Source organism: Ruegeria atlantica, from assembly GCF_013033965.1.
Taxonomy (GTDB): Bacteria; Pseudomonadota; Alphaproteobacteria; order Rhodobacterales; family Rhodobacteraceae; genus Ruegeria; species Ruegeria atlantica_D.
The window spans coordinates 624,219-644,468 of record NZ_WQFE01000001.1 but is presented as its reverse complement, the minus strand read 5'-3'; the positions used below and the strand labels follow the sequence as shown (position 1 = coordinate 644,468).

General features: G+C 57.6%; 16 protein-coding genes and 1 pseudogene. 7 read left to right on the top strand and 10 right to left on the bottom strand.

Annotated features, from left to right (window positions below):
- Positions 1–29 precede the first annotated feature (29 nt).
- From GOW16_RS03155 to GOW16_RS03140, 4 genes are all read right to left on the bottom strand, one after another.
- On the bottom strand, positions 30–1,547 hold the full coding sequence (locus tag GOW16_RS03155; protein ID WP_170410102.1) for an ABC transporter permease: 1,518 nt from the start codon (positions 1,545–1,547) through the stop codon (positions 30–32).
- 10 nt (positions 1,548–1,557) lie between these two features.
- Entirely contained in the window at positions 1,558–2,607 is a 1,050-nt protein-coding gene (locus GOW16_RS03150) for a quaternary amine ABC transporter ATP-binding protein (RefSeq protein WP_170410100.1), read from the bottom strand.
- Between the two features lie 68 nt (positions 2,608–2,675).
- Positions 2,676–3,647, bottom strand: a complete 972-nt coding sequence (locus GOW16_RS03145) for an ABC transporter substrate-binding protein (protein ID WP_170410098.1) — start codon at positions 3,645–3,647, stop codon at positions 2,676–2,678.
- A 35-nt stretch (positions 3,648–3,682) separates the two neighbouring features.
- Complete coding sequence (locus GOW16_RS03140) at positions 3,683–5,902, bottom strand: DUF1989 domain-containing protein (protein ID WP_254429661.1); 2,220 nt, start codon at positions 5,900–5,902, stop codon at positions 3,683–3,685.
- A 210-nt stretch (positions 5,903–6,112) separates the two neighbouring features.
- On the opposite strand from GOW16_RS03140, the gene GOW16_RS03135 reads away from it, so the two are divergent.
- Both GOW16_RS03135 and GOW16_RS03130 read left to right on the top strand, forming a co-directional pair.
- Positions 6,113–7,141 carry a LacI family DNA-binding transcriptional regulator gene (locus tag GOW16_RS03135; protein ID WP_368039863.1) on the top strand — a complete coding sequence of 343 codons (1,029 nt, stop codon included), beginning with the start codon at positions 6,113–6,115 and terminating at the stop codon, positions 7,139–7,141.
- A gap of 150 nt (positions 7,142–7,291) precedes the next feature.
- Complete coding sequence (locus GOW16_RS03130) at positions 7,292–7,822, top strand: NUDIX domain-containing protein (RefSeq protein WP_170410094.1); 531 nt, start codon at positions 7,292–7,294, stop codon at positions 7,820–7,822.
- A 65-nt stretch (positions 7,823–7,887) separates the two neighbouring features.
- Here GOW16_RS03130 and GOW16_RS03125 read toward each other — a convergent pair whose 3' ends face one another.
- Positions 7,888–9,915 (bottom strand): FAD-dependent oxidoreductase, encoded by a 2,028-nt coding sequence (locus GOW16_RS03125; RefSeq protein ID WP_368039862.1) that lies wholly within the window; start codon positions 9,913–9,915, stop codon positions 7,888–7,890.
- 184 nt (positions 9,916–10,099) lie between these two features.
- Here GOW16_RS03125 and GOW16_RS03120 point away from each other — a divergent pair, with 184 nt between their 5' ends.
- The 3 genes from GOW16_RS03120 (at position 10,100) to GOW16_RS03110 (ending at position 11,396) form a co-directional block, all read left to right on the top strand.
- A complete protein-coding gene (locus tag GOW16_RS03120) occupies positions 10,100–10,258 on the top strand; it encodes a hypothetical protein (RefSeq protein WP_217354470.1) in 159 nt (52 codons plus the stop codon).
- 86 nt (positions 10,259–10,344) lie between these two features.
- Positions 10,345–11,109, top strand: a complete 765-nt coding sequence (locus GOW16_RS03115; protein WP_170410090.1) for a DUF3299 domain-containing protein — start codon at positions 10,345–10,347, stop codon at positions 11,107–11,109.
- Positions 11,110–11,249: 140 nt separating this feature from the next.
- A complete protein-coding gene (locus tag GOW16_RS03110; RefSeq protein ID WP_170410088.1) occupies positions 11,250–11,396 on the top strand; it encodes a hypothetical protein in 147 nt (48 codons plus the stop codon).
- Between the two features lie 341 nt (positions 11,397–11,737).
- Here the strand turns inward: GOW16_RS03110 and gph are convergent, their stop codons facing one another.
- Positions 11,738–12,412: a phosphoglycolate phosphatase gene (gph, locus tag GOW16_RS03105; RefSeq protein WP_170410086.1), complete on the bottom strand. Its 675-nt coding sequence runs from the start codon at positions 12,410–12,412 to the stop codon at positions 11,738–11,740.
- 226 nt (positions 12,413–12,638) lie between these two features.
- Here gph and hemP point away from each other — a divergent pair, with 226 nt between their 5' ends.
- Both hemP and GOW16_RS03095 read left to right on the top strand, forming a co-directional pair.
- Positions 12,639–12,806 (top strand): hemin uptake protein HemP, encoded by a 168-nt coding sequence (gene hemP, locus GOW16_RS03100; protein ID WP_082637147.1) that lies wholly within the window; start codon positions 12,639–12,641, stop codon positions 12,804–12,806.
- Positions 12,803–13,279: a hypothetical protein gene (locus GOW16_RS03095; protein ID WP_170410084.1), complete on the top strand. Its 477-nt coding sequence runs from the start codon at positions 12,803–12,805 to the stop codon at positions 13,277–13,279. The genes hemP and GOW16_RS03095 overlap by 4 nt, the downstream gene beginning before the upstream one ends.
- Positions 13,280–13,328: 49 nt before the next feature.
- Here GOW16_RS03095 and GOW16_RS03090 read toward each other — a convergent pair whose 3' ends face one another.
- The 4 genes and pseudogenes from GOW16_RS03090 to GOW16_RS03075 form a co-directional block, all read right to left on the bottom strand.
- Positions 13,329–16,394, bottom strand: a complete 3,066-nt coding sequence (locus tag GOW16_RS03090) for an aminotransferase class III-fold pyridoxal phosphate-dependent enzyme (RefSeq protein ID WP_170410082.1) — start codon at positions 16,392–16,394, stop codon at positions 13,329–13,331.
- A 15-nt stretch (positions 16,395–16,409) separates the two neighbouring features.
- Positions 16,410–17,285, bottom strand: a pseudogene (locus tag GOW16_RS03085) (NAD(P)-dependent oxidoreductase); the annotation flags it as partial.
- A 95-nt stretch (positions 17,286–17,380) separates the two neighbouring features.
- A complete protein-coding gene (gene cueR / locus GOW16_RS03080) occupies positions 17,381–17,770 on the bottom strand; it encodes a Cu(I)-responsive transcriptional regulator (RefSeq protein WP_170410078.1) in 390 nt (129 codons plus the stop codon).
- Entirely contained in the window at positions 17,767–20,247 is a 2,481-nt protein-coding gene (locus GOW16_RS03075; RefSeq protein WP_170410076.1) for a heavy metal translocating P-type ATPase, read from the bottom strand. The genes cueR and GOW16_RS03075 overlap by 4 nt, the downstream gene beginning before the upstream one ends.
- Between the last annotated feature and the right edge of the window lie 3 nt (positions 20,248–20,250).

The window sequence follows — 20,250 nt, the reverse complement described above, 5'->3', positions numbered from 1 at the left end:
TGTCAATGCGTCAGACCAACAGGGCTACTTCATTTCTTTCCGGCCACAATACGATCGAGGATAAGCGCGCAAAAGAGAATTGCGAGACCTGCCAGAATTCCTTGTCCAGCTGCGGCATATTGAAGAGCTTCCAACACGTCCTCGCCCAAACCTTTTGCCCCAATCAGTGACGCGACCACGACCATTGCCAGTGACATTAGAATGGTTTGGTTTACTCCGGCCATGATCGTTTTGTGCGCCAGCGGCAAGTCCACCTTCCACAGCAGATAACGCGGTGTTGCGCCGAAGGCGAGCGCAGCCTCACGTACTGTCTCGGGCACCTGTTGCAAGCCCAGAACGGTAAAGCGGATCACTGGCGGGCTGCCAAAAATCATTGTTGCCACGACACCGGCGGGTTTGCCGGATCCGATGAAAGCAACGACCGGGATCAGGTAAACAAACGACGGCATTGATTGCATGAAGTCCAAAATAGGCCGCACGATGGCAAACGCGCGTGGACGGCGTGCACAGTAGATGCCAAGTGGGATGCCCAACGTGATTGAGATCAGCGCAGCGGCTCCGAGCAGCGCGATGGTTGTCATTGCCTTTTCCCAGAAGTCCAGCAGGCCGAGATAGGCCAGCGCTGCACCCGTAAAAATTGCCACGCGTGGACCAGCGGACAGATACGCCAGCATAATGATCACCAGCGCAACAACCGGCCATGGGGTATCGACCAGAACCACTTCGATCCAATCCAGCAGGGTGCGCATGCCGTAGGTCAGCCCGTCAAAGAACCCCCGACCGGCGGTCTTGGTCCATTCAAAAACAGCCTGTACGCCATCTCCAACATTCAGCCGCCAATCACGGTTTGTAGGGAAAGTTTTGAGAACAGCCAGTGCGTCAGGTTGCGCGAACTTGATGGTCGACAATACGACGACCACCAGGGTCAACACCGAGGCGACAACCATCCGGGTCACCGACCATCCGTGCGCGACACTGGAATCCGACCGCCACCGCGCAAACTGACCCTCAAGAGTCCAGTTGGCCAGCGAGGCCGCTAGAAGTTTCACAGCCAACAGCAGGATAATTCCGACGGACAGATATGTTATACCGGTCGAATCCGCGCCTTGGGCGGCTTCCTGTGCGCCTGCCAGTGCGCCCTCAAGTGACTCGGCTGCGCGTTTTAGTGAGTCCAACGAGGCCGCGCCGGATTGTTCTGCGGCTTCGATTTGCTGGCGACGCAATGCCAGTGTTTGCTCGATCTGATCTGCGCGCTCGCGAAACTCCCGCCCAAGATCTCCAAAGAGTCCCAAGCCGATTTGAATATATGCCAGCGTTTCCAGAACCAGAAACCCCAGGAACCAGGACCAGAGACCGCGCGCGCCAAACCAGATCGGACCAAGAATTGCCGCAGCCTTGTTCAGGGTGAACCGGTAGCCGGGCGCCTGCATCATGTAGGCAAAGGTCTTTTGGTAATAGGTCTGACTCTGCCCGACGAAGTCGCCGATCAGACCTTCCAATCGGTCGGCGGTTTCAGGTTGGACCTGTTGTGCATCAATGTGTTTCATTGTGGTCCCCTTATGCCTGGCTGTCTTGAATGGCGCGGATGAGCCCCGCGCGGTTGATCACGCCTACGGTCTTGCCATCCTGCGTTACGGCCACCACGCCGTGACCGTCGACGCAAAGGTTCATGAGGTCTGACAGATCCATGTCCGGGTGCGCCTCTTTGGCGTCTCCCGGAACTTCGCCGTGACGCGCTTCGAATTCGTCGACTGGTTTCATCACCGCATGGGCGAAGATCATGTTGAGCTTGGAAATCCCAGCGACGAAATCGGCAACGTAGTCATCGGCAGGGTTCAGGATGATCTCTTCCGGTGTGCCGATTTGAACGATGCGTCCATCTTTCATGATTGCAATGCGGTGACCGATGCGGATCGCCTCGTCGAGGTCATGCGTGATAAACATCGTGGTTTTGTTCAGCTTGTGACTCAGATCCATGAACTGATCCTGCAGCTGTTTGCGGATCAGCGGATCGAGCGCTGAAAACGGCTCGTCCATCAGCAGGATTTCCGGATCTGCGGCGATGGCCCGCGCAAGACCAACCCGTTGTTGCATGCCGCCGGACAACTCATGTGCGTACTTGTCTTCCCAGCCGTTCAATTCCACCAGCTCAAGAACGCGATCGGCCTCTTCCCAACGCCGCGCCTTACCGGTGCCGCGAATTTCCAAGGGCATGGCAACATTGTCGCGCACGGTGCGGTGCGGCATCAGGCCGAAGTTCTGGAAAACCATGGCGACGCGACGGTTGCGTAGGTCACGCAAGCCGTCGGCATTCAGGCCCATGACATCGTCGCCATCCAGGTAGATATGGCCGTCGGTGGGTTCCAGCAGCCGGTTCACGTGGCGCACAAGGGTCGATTTGCCCGAGCCGGACAGACCCATAACGCAAAACAGCTCGCCGCGCTCGATCTCAAAGCTGGCATCAGCGACACCGACAACACAGTTGAAGCGCTCCAGCACCTCGGCCTTGCCCAGCCCCTCGCTATGAATGGCTTTCAACGCGTCCTGCGCTCTGGCTCCGAACACTTTCCAAACGCCACGTGCATCAATTGCGATATCCGCCGTCATACTGGCCCCACTTTGGTCTAGCTTGCAGGTTACACCCCCGGCAGCGTGACGCCGGGGGTCTTTTGGCTTTAGTTGGTTTTCAGGCCAAGCCAGCCGTCGACCGTATCGCCATTTGCGGCAATCCACTCGGCTACGACCTCATCCGTGTCGCGTCCTTTGACCACGACTTCGTAGGTCAGGGCGCTGAGCTGGTCTGCATCCATGTTGATGCCGCTCAGGAATGAAGCTGCGGCCGGGTTGCGCTGCTCCAGCGATTTTGAATGGGCAACGGTCACGGTTTTTACCGGCTCACCAGTGCTGACATGTGAATTGTTGTACCAATCCGCGTCCTGATCCGGCTGCACCATCTTATAGGTGGCAGCGTCGTGTTCGGGCTCTTCCAGAATGGTGACATCATACAGCGCGTGCACATAGTGCGGCGCGTAGCAGTAGAATGCGGCACCTTTTTTCTGGTCAATCTGGTCCTTCAGACGCGAATAGAACACTGTCTCGTCCTCGGTGGTGGGCGTCAGGAAGGTTTCGATGCCATAGTCACGCACACGTACCTTGAAAGTGTTGGTCGAGGCCCAGCCGGAGGCGCCGACCCAGACTTCACCCATTCCGTCACCATCTGAGTCGAACAATTCCTGTGCCATTGGCGTGGCCAGATCATAGATCGATTTGATGTTGTGATCTTCGACCATGTAATTCGGAACACAAATCCCCGCGCGGCCCTCGTAGTTGCCTGAAGAAAGGGCCACGGTGCCCTTCTGATCGACATACTCGTCAGTGAATGAAGATTGGTTCGGCAACCAGACATCGGGGTGCACATCAATGTCGCCACGCCCGCCGTCCATGGCCGCAAAGATCACGGCATTTGCGCCCGGCGCGTAACCAACTTCTCCGCCCAATCGCGTTTCGATGACCTGACCGATGACGCGGCTCATGATTTTAGCACCCGGCCAACTGGGTTCGCCAACCATGACCTTTTCCTGGGCAAAAGCTGCCGTAGCCCCCAAGGCCAGAGCCATTGTCGCCGTCAGTGTTGTCAGTCTTTTCATGTCAATTCTCCCGTTGCGTGGTGTAACTATCGCTCTTAGGCGCGCGCGCGCTTGCGTTGCGGATCTATGAATGGAATGTCCGAAACCGTAGCTCCCAGGCGCTTCATCCGCCCGTCGAGTTGCCCGATTTCCAATTGGGTGCCGTTCTCTGCGTGCTCGACCGATAACCGCGCCATTGCGATCGCATGCTCAAGCATCGGAGAGCGTGTGGCCGAGGTGACCACGCCCACTTGCCGCTCGCCGGAAAAGACCGGGGTGCCGTGTGCGGGAACGTCATCACACCCAATCAACAGCCCTTTGAGAACGCGGCGTGGCTCACGCGCGTTTCTTTCCAGCGCGTCTTTGCCCAAAAAGCTGGTCTTTGTCAGATCGACGGCAAAGCCCAGACCGGCCTCGAACGCATCAATGCCAGGTGCAAACTCGGCGTTTGCCGCAGCCAGCCCGGCCTCGATCCTGATGATGTCCAGTGCGGCCGAACCCATGGGGGTGACCCCAAACTCTTCACCTGCTTTCATCACCGCGTCCCAGATTGCGACTGCGTCAGATTTTGAGCAGAAGACCTCGTATCCCAATTCGCCGGTATAACCTGAACGGGATAGCATGAACGGCGCACCCTCACGGTCTTTGAGTCGGGCGACTGTAACCCCAAACCATTTCAGGTTATCAAGCGAAGGCACATGCGGCTGAGTAAAGGCGATCTTGCGCAGCAGATCGCGCGATTTTGGACCCTGAATAGCCAGGTTGGGCATCGCGTTCTGCAAAGCATGCACCCGAACCTGTAGTCCCAGATCCGTTGCCAGCCCCTGCAACGTGCGACCGCTTTCTTCAGAACCACAGCACCAACGGAAGATCTCAGGCGCAAGCCGGAACAGGGTGCCATCGTCGATGACGGATCCGCTTTCGTCGCACATAAGGGTGTAGGACCCGCGCCATACCGGCAATTTGGCGACGTTTCGTGTCGTTGCCTGCTGTAGCAGTTTCTCGGCGTCGGGGCCGACAATGTCGTATTTGCGCAGCCCGCTCATGTCCTGCACTGTCACAGCCTCGCGGCAGGCCCAGTATTCGCCCAGCGTTCCGTGAGCGGGAAAGCTGACCGGCGTCCACAAGTCGCGCGCCGGCGCAAAGTGTTTGGTCAATGGGGTCAGACGGTCATGAAATGCAGATTCCTGACTGATCGTCATCGGGGCGTCTTCCTTTTCGCGATAGGCAACGGCGCGCCGGATGGGCGTTTCGGGGCGATAGATGCGGACGTGAACGTCAGTCGGATTCCAGCCATTTATCGGATCGATGTCGTCCGGACATGCGGTCGACACACACACCAGATCTTCCATCGCGCGCATAGCGACATAGTCACCGGGGCGCGAATAGGATTCTGCGGTCAGGATGTGATGCGTTGTTGAATCGATCCACGTATTCCAGAAGAAATTGATGGCGGGCCAGGCTGACCGACGCGCAACTCCGTATGGGGCCAATGCGTTGGACATGTTGTCGGAACAGTTCACATGACCTGGAAACCCGCGCTCTTCATAGCCGCGGGCGGTGCAAGCCAGGCCGAACGTGTCGTGACGCCCACAAGTATCCTGCATCACATTTAGAAGGGGCCGCATTTCACGATCGTAGAACTTGTCCAGCAATCCAGGGCCAGGATAGGCCCGCCGCACCATCGACCGCGTCGCAGTCGAGTCGATCATCCATTCGGCTCCACGTTCCAACTCATCAGATCGTAGCGCCATGAAATCCGAACACTGCTGGCCTTCCACATCGATAATTTGAACGAATTCACCGGCTCTCAATTCGTATGCGACCCCAGTGCCGCGCGGCACAGTGAATTCGTCTCGAGTGTCGCCCAAAAGCGGTGGCAGCAAAGGTTCACTGGAAGCCGCAGTTTTGTGTATTGCCGTGACGCAGCCGGCAGTTGTTCCTTCAATCAAACCCGAGATAGAAGTTGGCCGGATCACCCAAACTGAAATGCGTGCGTCCGTGCGAAGGACCAGCGGTTCGGTTGAGGTTTTGAGCCTGAAACACGGAGCTTTTTGCTTGGGATTTCCACCCTTCGACTCAATCCAACCTGTGAACGGCTCGCTGTCGAATTCGCTCTGATCAACCGTTCCGTTTGCTTCCAAACCCAGGTGGCCAAGCGCAGATTGCCCATCGAGAAATGCAACCAATTCCAGAGGATGGTCGCGCGAAGATGCTTCCAGCGACAGCAAATCACTTGCGGCCATTTCCACGCGCACAGCGTCGCGCGATGCCAAAACAAAGCTCCGAACACCGGAAGCCTTCGGAAAACCCGGAAAGCTGCGCCCAGGGCTTACGAATCCGGTATTCGTGAACTCGTGTAAGACGGTCGAACCTTGCATGTGGTTTATAGAATCTCGGCTATGAAACTAGTTACAAAGGTTGATGAAACTAGTTACATATGTCAACACTTTCATCAGACCCCAGCAAAACGGACGTAAAATCAGGTGACACAAAAAGACCCGGCGCTGAAAAAACGTGCAAATCTCAGAGATGTCGCAAAAGCAGCAGGCGTATCAGTCGCAACGGTGTCCCGAGTACTGAACGAGCCGGGGGTGGTGAAAAAGGACACTCTGGAAAGAGTTCAAAAAGCGATTGCCGAACTTCGGTTCGTGCCCAGTGCGGCAGCCCGGGCTATCAATTCCGGTCGCACACGTTTTGTAGGCGCGCTGATCCCCACCTTGGACAACGCCATTTTTGCTAGGTTTCTTGCCGCACTTGAGCGCCGACTGTCAGAAGATGGGCTTTCACTGATTGTGGCTACAACCGAGTCAGACCTGGATGTTGAAGCCAAAAAGGCGAAGGGGCTGGTCGATATTGGGGCTGAAGGGTTGATCGTGACCGGCGCAACACACGGGGCTGAATTTTATGATCTGATCGAGCGCACAATGATCCCTGCGATCATCACGTCCTACTTTGATGACACCAACCCTTTGCCGACGATTGGGTACGACAACAAAGCTGCAGCACAGTTGGCCTTGCAGCACCTCATCGACCTTGGACATCGGCGGATTGCCGTCGTGCATGGCCCGGTTCACAACAATGATCGGACACTGGCCCGGCTCTCCGGACTGCATTCCGTTCACAAAAACCGTGAACTCACGACTGTGGAAACTGAAATCAGCCTCAGGGGCGGCGCGGAAGCTGCTGCGAAGATTGTAAGCAATTCGAACAAGCCGGACGCTATCCTATGTCTATCGGACGTCGTGGCGTTAGGGGTTTTGTTCGGCCTTCAATCCAAGGGGCTAAGGGTTCCCGACGAAGTGTCCTTGATGGGTCTGGATGATTTGCCAAGCTCCGCCGTTGCTGTGCCGTCTTTGACTACGGTTCATCTTCCGGTGTCCCGAATGGGCGAAAGGTCGGCAAGCGCGCTTGCGAGATGGATCTCTACTCAAAAAAGACCAGAGGCCGAAAAGCTTGAAGCACGATTGATCAAGAGAAATTCAACTATCCGGAATACAGTTTTCAATACATAAGCCTTGGAAGTGGTTAACCGACACCGAACATGCACCTTCTATTCGATACGGTGTCGCTCTGCGTTCCGGGTCAGTGGCAGAGCATTGTTGACATCAGTGCGGAATAGCACTTGCCTCGAACATAAGGTGAACAAATGGTGGTGCGAGGCAATGAGAGCAGCGATCTGGCAAATGATATCTGCTGTCACACCGCTGGATGAAACTGAAGCAAATCATATCAGGTTCGCGCTTGACTGGATCGACTCGGGTGCGGACCTGTTTCGCGTGTCCAAACCAGCGACGCCCAACCCACATCTCGTGTCTTATTTTTTGCTCGTCGATGGCAATCACGTGCTGTTAGTTGATCATATCAACGCCGAACTTTGGCTGCCAACGGGTGGGCATGTTGAATTGGATGAAAACCCTTGCGATACCGTTGTGAGAGAGCTGCGGGAAGAACTGGATGTATCCGCAGAATTCATCGGTGAAACCCCGCTTTTTGTGACCGTATCCGAGACGGTTGGCAGGAGTTCGGGCCATACTGATGTGTCGCTGTGGTTCGCTTTGAAGGGGCAAGTAAACCAAAACTATACTTATGACACATCGGAGTTTCACTCTGTGCGCTGGTTTCACCACTCAGATATTCCATTTGAACGCGCGGATCCGAACTTAGGACGTTTTTTGAAGAAGCTGTATCATTGACCATGTGCCGCGCTTTGCCCGATTTCTCACTTCCCTCACATCGATGCGATGACGGCGGGGTACACTCAGACCAAGTGACAAATACGCAAGGCATCAAGAATGGCAGCGTGCATGTTGCGGCCTGTGACCGCGTCACCGATCCGAGCTAAGTAGAACGCGCCGGATTGTTGTTCGTCCCTAAGCGGAAACGCTCCATTGATCAGCGCGTCGTGATCGATTTGCCCAAGATTGCGTGAGCGCGGTTTGAGTTCATGAAATAGCCCATCCATCGGAGTTAAACCATGCTCGACGATCACATGGTCGACAAGACGCTCGGTAAGTTCACCCGTTAAAATATGGCGCAGATAGGCCCGCACCCGGTTTCCGTCTCGGGTCAGTGTGTGGAGCTCATGAAGGCAGCTGAACGTGACCCCGTTGCTCGCCAGATCACGCAGGGCGACGGCAGAGGTCGTTGGGCCGAGATCATGCAGAAGCGCCCGGTCCGGGGTTACAAGTTCGACGCGGTGGCCCGTGCCCGCCAGCATGTCGGCCGTAACCGCGGTGGGGTGATCACCGACCTCGTCAAACAACAGCACATCGCCCGAGACGCGCGCTTCTCCGGACAGCACGTCCCAGCTTGATAACGCCAGATCTCCGCCCGGAATATCCAACGGTCCGGGCCAGCCGCCCGTCGCAACAATGACCACATCCGGTTCCTCGGTGAGAATATCAGCGGCTTCGGCGAAAGTGTTCAGGCGAATGCCGACGGCAAGATTGGTCACTTCGGAAATCAACCAATCGGCTGCGCCCCAAACCTGCCGTCGGGTCTTGCCCTTGCAGGCAAGTACAAGCTGCCCACCCAACCTGCCTGAGGCTTCGAACAGAACTACTTCGTGTCCGCGCAAGGCGCTGACTCGCGCAGCTTCCAAGCCGCCCGGGCCACCACCGACGACAACCACTTTCCGGCGCGTTTCGCTGACCTGGATGATATGGGGCAAGGTTTGCTCCCGCCCGGTGGCCGCGTTGTGCCCGCATACGGCGGGTTTGCCCTGATTGACCCGATCCACGCAATATCCAAGGCCAACACAGGGGCGGATACGTTCCTCTTGGCCGCGCGTAAGCTTTGCGACCAGATAGGGATCGGCCATTTGCGCGCGGGTCATGCCCACTAGGTCGACGTGGCCTTCCGAGATGGCGTGACGGGCTGTTGCAATATCGGCGATGCCTCCTGCGTGCAGGATTGGCAGATTGATGGCTTCCCTGATCTGCCCGGCCACGGTGATATGGGGCGCGGCCGGCAGGCCCATAGGCCGCACCCATTCGGCAAGGCCAAGATCACTATAGGGTGCTCCTGCAAGGATATTGAGCAGGTCGACATGGCCGCTGTCTTCCAGCATCTGGGCGGCGGCGATACAGTCTTCGGCGGTCAGCCCGCCTTCGGTCAGCTCATCGCCGGTGATGCGCATGGACAGGATGAAGTCGGGGCCGACCGTTGCGCGCACAGCATCCAGTACCTGCATGGTCAGGCGCATTCGGTTTTCCAGTGTTCCCCCATAGTCGTCGTTGCGCCTGTTGGTGAGCGGTGACAGAAACTGACCCAGAAGATGAGAGTGGGACAACAGCTCGACCCCATCAAACCCGCCTTTCTGACAGCGTCGCGCCGCTGCCGCAAAATCGCCAACCACGCGATCAATATCCTCTTGCTCCATCACCTTCGGAAACGCACGATGCGCGCGTTCGCGGATGCCGGACGGCGCCAGAACCGGCAGCCAATGCCCGTCATCCCAGGCGGTTCGGCGTCCCATATGGGTGATCTGGCACATGACCGCTGCCCCATGCATGTGAACGCCATCCGTCAGGTTCCGGAACCATGGGATGATGCTGTCGTCACCGGCATAGAGCTGGCCGAAAACCGATGGGCTGTCAGGGGCGATGTTGGTTGATCCACCAATCATGGTCAGGGCTACGCCGCCCTTGGCCTTCTCTTCGTGATACAGTCTGTAGCGTTCGCGCGGGTGGCCGTCTTCGACGTAGTTGGGTGCATGGGACGTGCTGACGATACGATTGCGCAGCGTCAGGTGTCTGAGTTGAAATGGATCCAGTAAACCTGCCACGATCAATTCCCTCCGGTCACACCACCAGTTTGGACGCTGCGTTAGGCATAGGCCACCGGCTCACGGCGATGCTTTTTGTTGAGGTTATGCTAATTGGGAAGCTTGTGTGAGATTTGACTGCTTCCGACACGGTTCAGCAAATTGACGACCAGACCACGGGCACTAGTGCGGAAAACTCGTTTGGATGGCAGGCATATGGTTTGATGGCTTGTATGAACAGCGTATCGAGAATGCCAGTGTGCTGATCGACTGCAACCCGCTTGAGGAATTCTTAGTCGTGGGCACCGGGATCAGAAGTTTGGCGCAGACGCGCGGCCAGAAAGCCCGGAAACCATTCGCTTGAAAGTGAAAGACGGTGTCATCTACAAAAACACGTTGGAGTGATTTACGGTGGATGCACCGAACCGGGCGATGTGGCGGAGAGCGAAGATGAAAACCTTGTATCGGATTGTCATGGTGGTTGCTCTGGCTTTGGCCGGTCCTGCTGCGATGGCGGCTCCGGGCGTTGTGCTTGATTGGTCTGATTTGCCGGACCCGTCGGTTCAAATCTTCGAAGATCCATACCGGGACCTTAAGCCGGAACAGTTTGACGACGTTCTTCTCGTGGTGCGAATGCGCAGCAGGCTGCAGCAGGATGTCGGCAGCGCAGAGGAACGTCACAAATGGCAGGAGCTTTTGACCGAGACGGAAGACGCTCTCGGGGAGGATGGGATTGATATCGACTGGTTGCTGGATCAGCGTCAAACCGTGATCGACCGCCGCACAACGGCCGCAACGGCAGGCAACCCGCATATCGACGGTCAGACAATCACGCTCTCAGGGTTCGCGATTCCGGCACCGGAAGATGCGGATGGAAGGCCTGTGGCCTACCTGGTGCCGGAACGGGGAATGTGCAGCCATATGCCTCCGCCGCCGCCGAACCAGATGATACGGGTGCGGCTGAACGGGGGCTGGACCCCCAGCTACTTCCACGAGCCCGTGCGGCTGACCGGAAAACTGACCATTGATCCGTCGGATCAAAGTATGATGGTTGTGGATGGCTTGATGCCCATGCGCGCAACCTTTCTGTTGGATGCCGATAACGTCGAGACGCTGGCGACTCGCGGTAACGGTCCTGAATGGACGCAAGGCGTTGTGGATCGCCTTCGCGCAGCAGGTAGTCGCAAGACCGGAGGCGTTAAGGCGTCCGAATGACATGCTGTTGATTGCCGCCCTTGTGTCTTTTGTTTGCGCAAGCAGCGTTGTGGCGAACGGGCTGTCGGGACCTTCACCCGTTTAGGCGGCACTAGAACCCGGCAACGGTTTGACAGCTCCACAGTAGCGCCCAAAGGTTTTTGACTTCCAAAATCGAATATCGCCACGGCTATGCGTGTGTATCGCTGCAGATTCTGGGGCTGGATGGCGGAGCGTATAACGGCTTTCAGAACCTGACCTTGGGTAAGAACACGGTGCAATCCGGCGTCACACTTATCGGTCAATAAACGCAGAGCATTTCCTGAGGAAGCCGGCCGGTGTTCGAGCGTTGGTGGTGCTCGGAATAGCGTCTAGCCGCGCTTTTGATTTACGATTCTTAGGGGCAATTGCGCGGTGAAACGTTATTTTCCGTTTTTTCATGTGATGCTGCAAAAAAATTAAACACAATTTCAAGTGTTTATCGTCGTCTACGGGAAACCCCCAATACCTGAAAACAGGCCGATTCGTTAACTTTGAATCATCCAAGGAGATTCTGCGGACAATACCACTTTTCCCCGATGAGGGGCTGGCTACTTACCCCCTCGGCCGGCCCCTCAACCGCCTTTTGCAAATCCTTCTCTGGCGATTTTCAGGCTGTTTTCCCCAAACCCTGCAATGCTTCTATAACAAGTTCAGGCAATTTATGTGTGTCGTCATAGCTAAAGCTGTGAGGGATCTCTTCCACTGGTGTTTTTCGATACCCCTCAGAAAACAACAGGAAGGGCACATTGGCGCGACGTGCCGTTTCCGCATCCACCTCGCTGTCTCCGACATAAAGGCGGGGTCCTGTGGGTGTGACCGCGTTGAAGCTCGCCTCCAGATGCGCCGGGTCGGGTTTGCGCACGGGCAATGTGTCACCGCCAACCACAGCTTCGAAGTGATGCGCCAGATCCAGTGCTTCCAGAATATGGCGCGCCGGAGATTCGGGTTTATTGGTACACACGCCCAAAACGCAGCCCATATCGCGCAGTTCTGTCAGCGCCTGCGGGACGCCGGGGTAGGGAATCGTCTTCTTGCTGGAAGCGGCAGAGTAATGGGCCAATGTCAGCTTAGTCAGTTCGCCATGCCGCTCGATCGGCAGGTCGTGATGACGGATCATGCGTTCGACCAGTTTTTGCAAGCCATTGCCCACGAATTGCTTGATCGTGCTTTCCGGCAGGGGCGCGACGCCAATATCCCCTAAAGTCCGGTTGGCCGCCGCTGCGATGTCCGGAAGGCTATCCACCAGTGTTCCATCAAGGTCGAACATGATTGTCGCGCTCATCGGTTTCCCTGCCGCTAATTTGAGTGTGAGTCAGACCTAACCTGCATGGAATCCTTGCGCAATCACACTCCGGACGCACTTTCAACGGAATTGGGTTGACATACCTGACTAAATTAATCAGATTAACGATAAGACCCCCTCAGCCAACCCAGTTCGGGTCAGCCATATTGTTGAAAGCGCGAACAAATTAAGGCCCTTCGCCCGAGAACCTACTGGAGTTGTCATGATGAATGTGCAGAACCCGAATCCCAGCCAGTCCTACGCTGTGTCCATGCTTCCGGCACATAAGGCCGAAGATCTGACAAAGGGCGGCAACCTGGCCCATATCGAATTGGGCGACCAACTTTATACGCTGCGTATCACACGCGCCGGTAAGCTGATCCTGACGAAATGAGCACGCATTCTTCACGCGGTGGGGCCGCCGTCGGGCGACTGTCCGACCTTAGCCCGATCGAAGCCGGTGCCGTGATGTATCTGCGTCTGTGGAGCGAAAGCCCCGAGGCGCGCGCGAATGCCGCCAGCGATTTCGAAATCGCCCTCGGTCTGGATCAAGGGCGCGCCGCAATGATGACACTGGACCGTCTGTGCGGTTTGTGTGCCCATCACGGTCGCCGTCCTTTAGTGCGGCACGGGCTGAGCTGTTCTTGCCTGGGTGCGGATGAGAACTGCTTTGCGCAGATGATCGGCGCGGCTTCGGAAGGCGCTCGTGAAGATGCGATGATGATGGCGACATTAATTGTCCGACCAGATTTTGCCCCCGCATTGGCATCATTGTCAGAAGAGCTTGGCATGGCGCTGCGCCGGATGACTGCATCGGTGCCATTGCCGACAACCGGACACCATACCCCCTCGGCCGTGCTGCACTAGGCAGCAGGCAGGTTCAAAGCCCCGGCTCCTTGAGCCTGGGCTTTGATTTTCAGCAGCAACCGCAACCCGCGTGATGATGATCATGATCACAAGGTGGGGCAGGGGTGTATCCGTCGACCTCGGACAGAACATCCCGAAGCATCCAGAGGATCATGTCGACATCTTCAGCCTCAATCGTCAAAGGCGGGCGGATTTTCAGGATATTGTCTTTCGGTCCTTCACTGCCGATCAGGATGCGGTGATCGCGCATCCGGTTTTTGACGTAACTGCAGATCTCGGTGCCTTCGGACCCGTCCGGGTTGATCAGTTCCACGCCCAGAAACAAACCCATGCCGCGCACGTCACCGACGCAGCCGAAGTCAGCCTCGATTTGACGAAGCCCGTCCATCAGCCGCGCGCCCATGACACGGGCGTTGTCCTGCAGGCCTTCGTCATCGACGATGTCCAGGACCTCTTTGCCGATCCGGCAAGACAGGGTCGAGCCGCCGAAGGTCGAGAAGAACTCGATTCCGTTGTTGAAGCTGTCGGCGATGGCTTTTGTTGTCACCAGCACGCCCAGAGGGTGGCCGTTGCCGATGGGTTTGCCCATGACCACGATGTCCGGCAGCGCGCCTTGGTGTTCAAAACCAAAATAGTGTTCGCCCAATCGCCCAAGCCCCGTTTGCACCTCGTCAGCAATGCAAACACCGCCAGCAGCACGAATTTTGTTGTAGACTGCGGGCAGATAACCCTTGGGCGGGATGATCTGGCCGCCAACCGACGGGAAGGTTTCAGCGATGAACCCGGCCAGCCCTTGGCCCTTGTCCAACAACGCTGCAATAGCCGGATCAACTAGATCGGCGAATTTCTGTGCCCGGTCGGGATCGTCGCGTTTGAACGAGCCACGGTAGTCGTCTGCGACTTCGACCAGCTCGACCCAATCGGCCTGACCAATTCCGCCGGTTTTGTTGAACTTGTAGGCAGAGATCGCCACCGCCGCGTTGGTATTGCCGTGATAGCCGTGGTCAGGCGTCACGATCCCCTTGGCGCCGGTATGCGCGCGCGCCATTCGCAAGGCCAACTCGTTGGCTTCGGTGCCTGAATTTACGAAGAAGCAGACTTCGAAATGGTCCGGCAGCTTGGACAGAATCTTGTCGGCAAAAGCTGTCTGCGCCGGGTGCAGGTAGCGGGTGTTCGAATTCATCCGCTTAAGCTGATCCGCCGCGACGACTTGAATGCGCGGATGTGCGTGGCCCACGTGGGGGACGTTGTTGTAGGCGTCCAGATAGGGGCGGCCCCATTCGTCGAACAGATGGTGTTTCCACCCGCGTACCAGCATGACCGGATCGTCATAGGTCAGGCTCAGGTTCCCGCCGAAATGGTCGTGCCGCCCTTGCAGGATCGCCTGCTTGTGCGTCGGACGATAGAATACCTTGTCGCCGGGCAGGTTCAGCAGGGCCGCAGGGTTTGGACAGACGGCGTGCCACAACTCCATTTCGTCAGGATCGCCGACACCGGGCCAGTCGTTCTGCATGCCGTCCGTTGTCAGGGCCAGTTGAAAGTGCACATGCGGAGCCCAGCCGCCGTTCTGCGTAGCATCCCCCAATCGCGCAAAAGCCGCGCCCTGCGCCACCGGATCGCCCGGTTTCAGTCGGTCACAGACCTCGGGGTCCAGATGACCGTAGAGCGTATAGAACGGATCGCCTTCGGGTGTCTCATGATGCAGGATCACGACGCCGCCATAGTCCAGATGCGCGTCCCGGTTTTCGACCGCTTCGACCCGGCCGCTCATCGGGGAATGCAACACGGTTCCTGCAGGTGCGAACACGTCCACAGCCAGGTGGACTGTCCGACGGTCCGAGGCTTTCCATGGCCCCTTACGAAACGCAGGCTCGGCGTAGATCAGGCGGGGTTCGTTATAGTAACCCAGCCAGAGGCCCTTTCCGAACTCCTCACCGACGTGCGCGGCTTCGTCCAACGGCATATGGAACGGGTTCTGGGGCCAGGTCGAGTTTTCGACAGACAAAGATCCCATCGGAACGTCGTTCAGATCCTGCTCGAACATCTGGGCGAATTGACCGCGATGTTCGGACAGATAGGCGTGGATACGTTCAGCTCCGTCGGTGACCGGTAACTCGCAAGCGGCGCGCAGCCGGGCGGGCATCAATCCGCCATTCACCGCATCGTTTTCAAGGAATCGCCAAGCTGGGGCCTGGCTAATGGTCACATAGGGATCGTCCGGATTGTCTGCTGCCATAAGGGTCGAGTTCACAACTGACACCGCCAGCCGCATGCGCAGCAGTGGCCAGATCAGATCAACCTCATCAGCGCGCAGTCGATTGGCGGCATGATAACCGCGTACCAAAGCCGTCAGCGCCCGTTCGGGTTTTGGATGGTCCAGAACAACATACGCACCGGCAATCGCCAGATCGCAGATACGCGGTGCGGCACACATGTCACCAAGATCGATCAGGCCAGAGATGGTCTGTCGTTGACCCAAACCGCCCTCGACAAGAATGTTGTAGTCGTTGGCATCGTTGTGAATGGCTTGTTTCGGCAGGCTATCCAGACGATCCGAAACTGCGTCAAAATCTGCACATACTTCGGAAAGCAGCGCGCGTCGTGTGGGGTCGGAAATGACGCCCAATGTATTCGCCACCCAGCCTGCCCGCATCAGATCCCATTTGAAATCCGGGCGATGCAGCCCGTCATGGCTAAATCGTTCCAACGCGCGGTCGGTTGCGCCCAGAACGCGGCCTAGCTTTAGGATCAGTTCTTCAGATTTCGGCGCGGCTTTGGCATAGCATTGGCCGGGCAGACATTCGAGCAACCAAGCTAGTCGGGATTGTCCATCCAGACCTGAGATTTCCGGCAGAAGCGCACCACTGATGTCAGGGTGCACATTGGGGAAGGGCAAGCCCGGAGCCTCGGCAGCGATGTGTTTCAGCGCCTTGATCTGAAGGTCAATGAGCTCAGGATCGCAACCCGCACGCATGACTTTCATCACGTAATCCTGACCGTTTGTGGCCTTGACCAGAAAGTTGAGGTCATACTCGCCGTCCAGCCGGGTCAGCTTGGCCTCAAGCCCCCAATGGGTGCGCAGGGCTCGGGCCCAGAATTCGGTCAAATCGGTCATCTGTGCGACGGCCCCTTAGTCCAGCGCGCGCAGGCGTTTGAACAGCGAGGACGTGTCCCATCGCCCGCCGCCCAATTTCTGAACGTCCTTGTAGAACTGATCGACCAGAGCAGTCACAGGCAACGAAGCCCCCGTTTCATTGGCTGTATCCAGACAGATGCCAAGGTCCTTGCGCATCCAGTCCACGGCAAACCCATGGTCAAAATGGTCGTCCAGCATCGTCTCGTAACGGTTCGCCATCTGCCAGCTGCCAGCAGCGCCCTGGCTGATCACTTCAACGACCGAACGACCATCAAGGCCCGCTTTATCGGCAAAGTGCAGCGCTTCACTGAGGCCTTGGACCAGACCGGCAATAGCAATCTGGTTGCACATCTTTGTCATCTGGCCTGCGCCGCTGTCGCCGATGCGGCGGCAAATCTTGGAATAGACCTGCATGATCGGTTCAGCCGCGTCATACGCCGCCTGATCCCCGCCGCACATGATCGACAGGACCGCATTTTCAGCCCCTGCTTGCCCGCCCGAGATCGGGGCGTCAATAAAGGCGATGCCCGCACCCTTCCCAGCTTCGTACAATTCGCGCGTCACCTTGGCGGATACAGTGGTATGATCGACAAAGATCGCCTCATCGGACATGCCGCTAAATGCGCCACTCTCACCTATGCAAACCATACGCAGGTCGTCGTCATTTCCGACGCAGGCCATAACGAATTCTGCACCTTCTGCAGCTTCGCGCGGCGTTGCAGCCATCGAACCGCCGTGTTGGGCGACCCAGGCTTCGGCCTTTTCTGCGGTGCGATTAAATACGGTGACATCGTGCCCGGCGGCCTGCAGGTGACCGGCCATGGGATAGCCCATGACGCCCAGACCCAGAAACGCGACTTTTGCCATTTGGTGATCCTCTCTGCTGTCCGGTGCCTGTCTTTTTTCAGCAGGCCGGAGTGTTTAGCAGAGACAAAGCAAAGCTGCGCCCAAAGGGCAACCCCGCGTCACGTCTTGCCGCCCAAATCCTGCAGGATCGGGCAATCGGGCCGGTCATCTCCCGCACAGGCATCGATCAGATGGCCAAGCGTGTCTCGCATCGCGTTGAGATCGGCAATCTTAGCTTCGATTTGGGCCATATGCGCGCGGGCCACCTTTTTGACATCGGCACTGGCACGGGTTTCATCCTCATACAGCGCCATCAAGGTTCGGCAATCCTCGATCGTGAAACCCAATGCGCGGGCGCGGCCCAGAAAGTTCAGCTTGTGCACATCCTGACTGCGGAATCTGCGGTATCCGTTGTCATCACGCAGGGGCTTCACCAGACCGATATCTTCGTAGTATCGGATTGTCTTTGCAGGCAGACCTGTCTGATTTGAAACATCGCCGATATTCATGAGGTCACCGTTTGCGTTGAATGGTCTTGCGGGGTGTCAGGCAGGCCGGCCCGCACGCGTCGCAGGCGCAGCGCATTCGAGACGACAAAGACGCTCGACAATGCCATGGCCCCTGCAGCAAGGGCCGGGGACAGAAGGTGGCCGCCAAACGGATAAAGAACGCCAGCTGCAACCGGAATAAGCAGGATGTTATAGCCAAAGGCCCAGCCCAGGTTCTGCTTGATGTTACGCATTGTCCTGCGGCTGATTTCAACCGCATTGACGACACCGCGCAAATCACCAGACATCAGCACAACGTCAGCGGTTTCAATCGCCACGTCAGTGCCGGTTCCGATGGCGATACCGATATCTGCCGAAGCCAGTGCCGGGGCATCATTGATGCCATCGCCGACAAAAGCCAGCGCGCCGAATTTGTCGCGCAGGTCATTGATCGCGGCCAGTTTGCCGTCGGGCAGAACTTCGGTCGTGACATGATCAATACCCAGCTTGTCGGCCAGCGCCTGTGCTGTTCGGGCATTATCGCCCGTGACCATCGCCAGCGTCAGGCCCTTCTCGTGCAACCGTTCCAACGCCTGTGCTGTGCCCGGTTTGATCGGGTCCGCGACCGCAAGCATCGCCGCCGCCTGACCATCGATGGCAATGAACAGGGGGGTTGCCCCTTCAGTAGCGCGCTGGTCGGCCTCGGCCATCAGATCCGAGACAACGATGTCTTTCTGCCTCATCAGCTTGGCCGAGCCGATCAACAGGCTGCGCCCGTCGACCACAGCCCGAACTCCCAGTCCGGTGAGAGACTCGAATTCCTTCACTTCGGGCAATTCGGATGGTCCGGCACGTGTGATGGCAGTGGCAATCGGATGCTCGGAACGCGCCTCGACGGCTGCTGACAAGCGCAGAACAAAGTCGCGATCAAAGCCGTTTGCGGTCGTTACGCTCTCCAGTTCCGGCCGCCCCAGTGTCAGTGTCCCGGTTTTGTCCAGTGCGACCACTTTGGCCTGCTGCAACTGCTGCAAGGCATCGCCTTTGCGGAACAGAACACCCAACTCTGCCGCGCGGCCAGTACCCACCATGATCGAAGTCGGTGTCGCAAGACCCATGGCGCAGGGACAGGCGATAATCAGGACCGAGACCCCGGCGACAAGCGCCATTGGCAAGGCTGGCTTGGGTCCAACGATCAACCAAACTGCAATCGTCAGCAGGGCCACGACAATAACGACAGGAACGAACCTTGCGGTGATGCGGTCGACCAGTCCTTGAATCGGCAGCTTCGCCCCCTGCGCCTGTTCGACCATTTGAATGACCTGCGCCAGCACCGTGTCGGCACCAACGCGCGTTGCGCGCACCCGCAATGCTCCGGTGCCGTTCACCGTACCGCCAACGACTTGATCCGAGGGCGATTTGCCCACCGGCACCGGTTCGCCGGTGATCTTGCTTTCGTCTACATACGAGGTACCTTCCAGCACTTCGGCATCCACCGGAACGCGTTCGCCGGGGCGAATTTGCAGGATATCGCCCACCGCGATATCCGCGATGGGTCGATCAAGGAACGTGCCGTCCTGTTCGACGCGGGCTGTCTTGGGTTGCAAGCCGACAAGCTTGCGGATCGCCGCACCGGTCCGTCCCTTGGCGCGCGCTTCCATGACACGGCCCAGCAGGATGAGGACCACGATCACCGAGGCGGCCTCGAAATACACATTGGCGCTACCTTGCGGCAGAAATTGCGGAGCGAAAGTTGCGGTCACCGAAAACAAGTACGCGGCCCCCGTTCCCAGGGCGACCAACGCATTCATATCGGGCGATCCGCGCATCAGCGACGGGATCCCTTTGGCATAGAACACGCGTCCGGGGCCAGTCAGTATGGCTGAGGTCAGTGCGAACTGGATGAGGTGGCTGGTTTGTGTGCCGATTGTGGCGTGGACCCAATGGTGAAAGGCCGGGATCATGTGCCCGCCCATTTCCAGGATGAATACAGGCAAGGCCAGTACCGCCGCCAAGATCGTCGCGCGGGTCAGCGCATGGGCTTCGTCGGATTTCGTGCGGTCAGTTGGTTCAGCCGTCATGCTGTCCGCCACGCGTGCGGGGTATCCGGCTGCTTCGGACAATTCGGCCAACTTCTGAGGGTTGGTGGCACCGTCGATAAACGTTACCACAGCGGTTTCGGTGGCAAGATTGACCTGGGCATCGACAACAGCGGGATCACCCGACAGTGCGTTCTCGATCTTTGCCGCGCACGAGGCGCAGTTCATCCCACCAATCTTCAGGGTCGTTTGCTTGCTGGCCGCCGGATATCCTGCGTCGCTCAGTGCTTTTGTCAGTGCGTTGATCGGCCCCTGATGCGTGACCTGCGCCATCTCCGTTGCAAAATTGACCGAGGCCTCTGTTACCCCCGGTACGTCTCGCAATGCGATTTCTACGCGCCCCACGCAAGCTGCGCAGGACATGCCCGAGATTTTGAGGTGTGTTGTTTGCGGCGCAGCCATGCG

Bases quoted from the DNA above. Each gene is read 5' to 3' on its own strand.
- GOW16_RS03155 (WP_170410102.1), bottom strand. From the start codon at position 1,547: ATGAAACACATTGATGCACAACAGGTCCAACCTGAAACCGCCGACCGA.
- GOW16_RS03150 (WP_170410100.1), bottom strand. From the start codon at position 2,607: ATGACGGCGGATATCGCAATTGATGCACGTGGCGTTTGGAAAGTGTTC.
- GOW16_RS03145 (WP_170410098.1), bottom strand. From the start codon at position 3,647: ATGAAAAGACTGACAACACTGACGGCGACAATGGCTCTGGCCTTGGGG.
- GOW16_RS03130 (WP_170410094.1), top strand. From the start codon at position 7,292: ATGAGAGCAGCGATCTGGCAAATGATATCTGCTGTCACACCGCTGGAT.
- GOW16_RS03120 (WP_217354470.1), top strand. From the start codon at position 10,100: ATGGCAGGCATATGGTTTGATGGCTTGTATGAACAGCGTATCGAGAAT.
- GOW16_RS03115 (WP_170410090.1), top strand. From the start codon at position 10,345: ATGAAAACCTTGTATCGGATTGTCATGGTGGTTGCTCTGGCTTTGGCC.
- gph (WP_170410086.1), bottom strand. From the start codon at position 12,412: ATGAGCGCGACAATCATGTTCGACCTTGATGGAACACTGGTGGATAGC.
- hemP (WP_082637147.1), top strand. From the start codon at position 12,639: ATGAATGTGCAGAACCCGAATCCCAGCCAGTCCTACGCTGTGTCCATG.
- GOW16_RS03095 (WP_170410084.1), top strand. From the start codon at position 12,803: ATGAGCACGCATTCTTCACGCGGTGGGGCCGCCGTCGGGCGACTGTCC.
- GOW16_RS03090 (WP_170410082.1), bottom strand. From the start codon at position 16,394: ATGACCGATTTGACCGAATTCTGGGCCCGAGCCCTGCGCACCCATTGG.
- cueR (WP_170410078.1), bottom strand. From the start codon at position 17,770: ATGAATATCGGCGATGTTTCAAATCAGACAGGTCTGCCTGCAAAGACA.
- GOW16_RS03075 (WP_170410076.1), bottom strand. From the start codon at position 20,247: ATGGCTGCGCCGCAAACAACACACCTCAAAATCTCGGGCATGTCCTGC.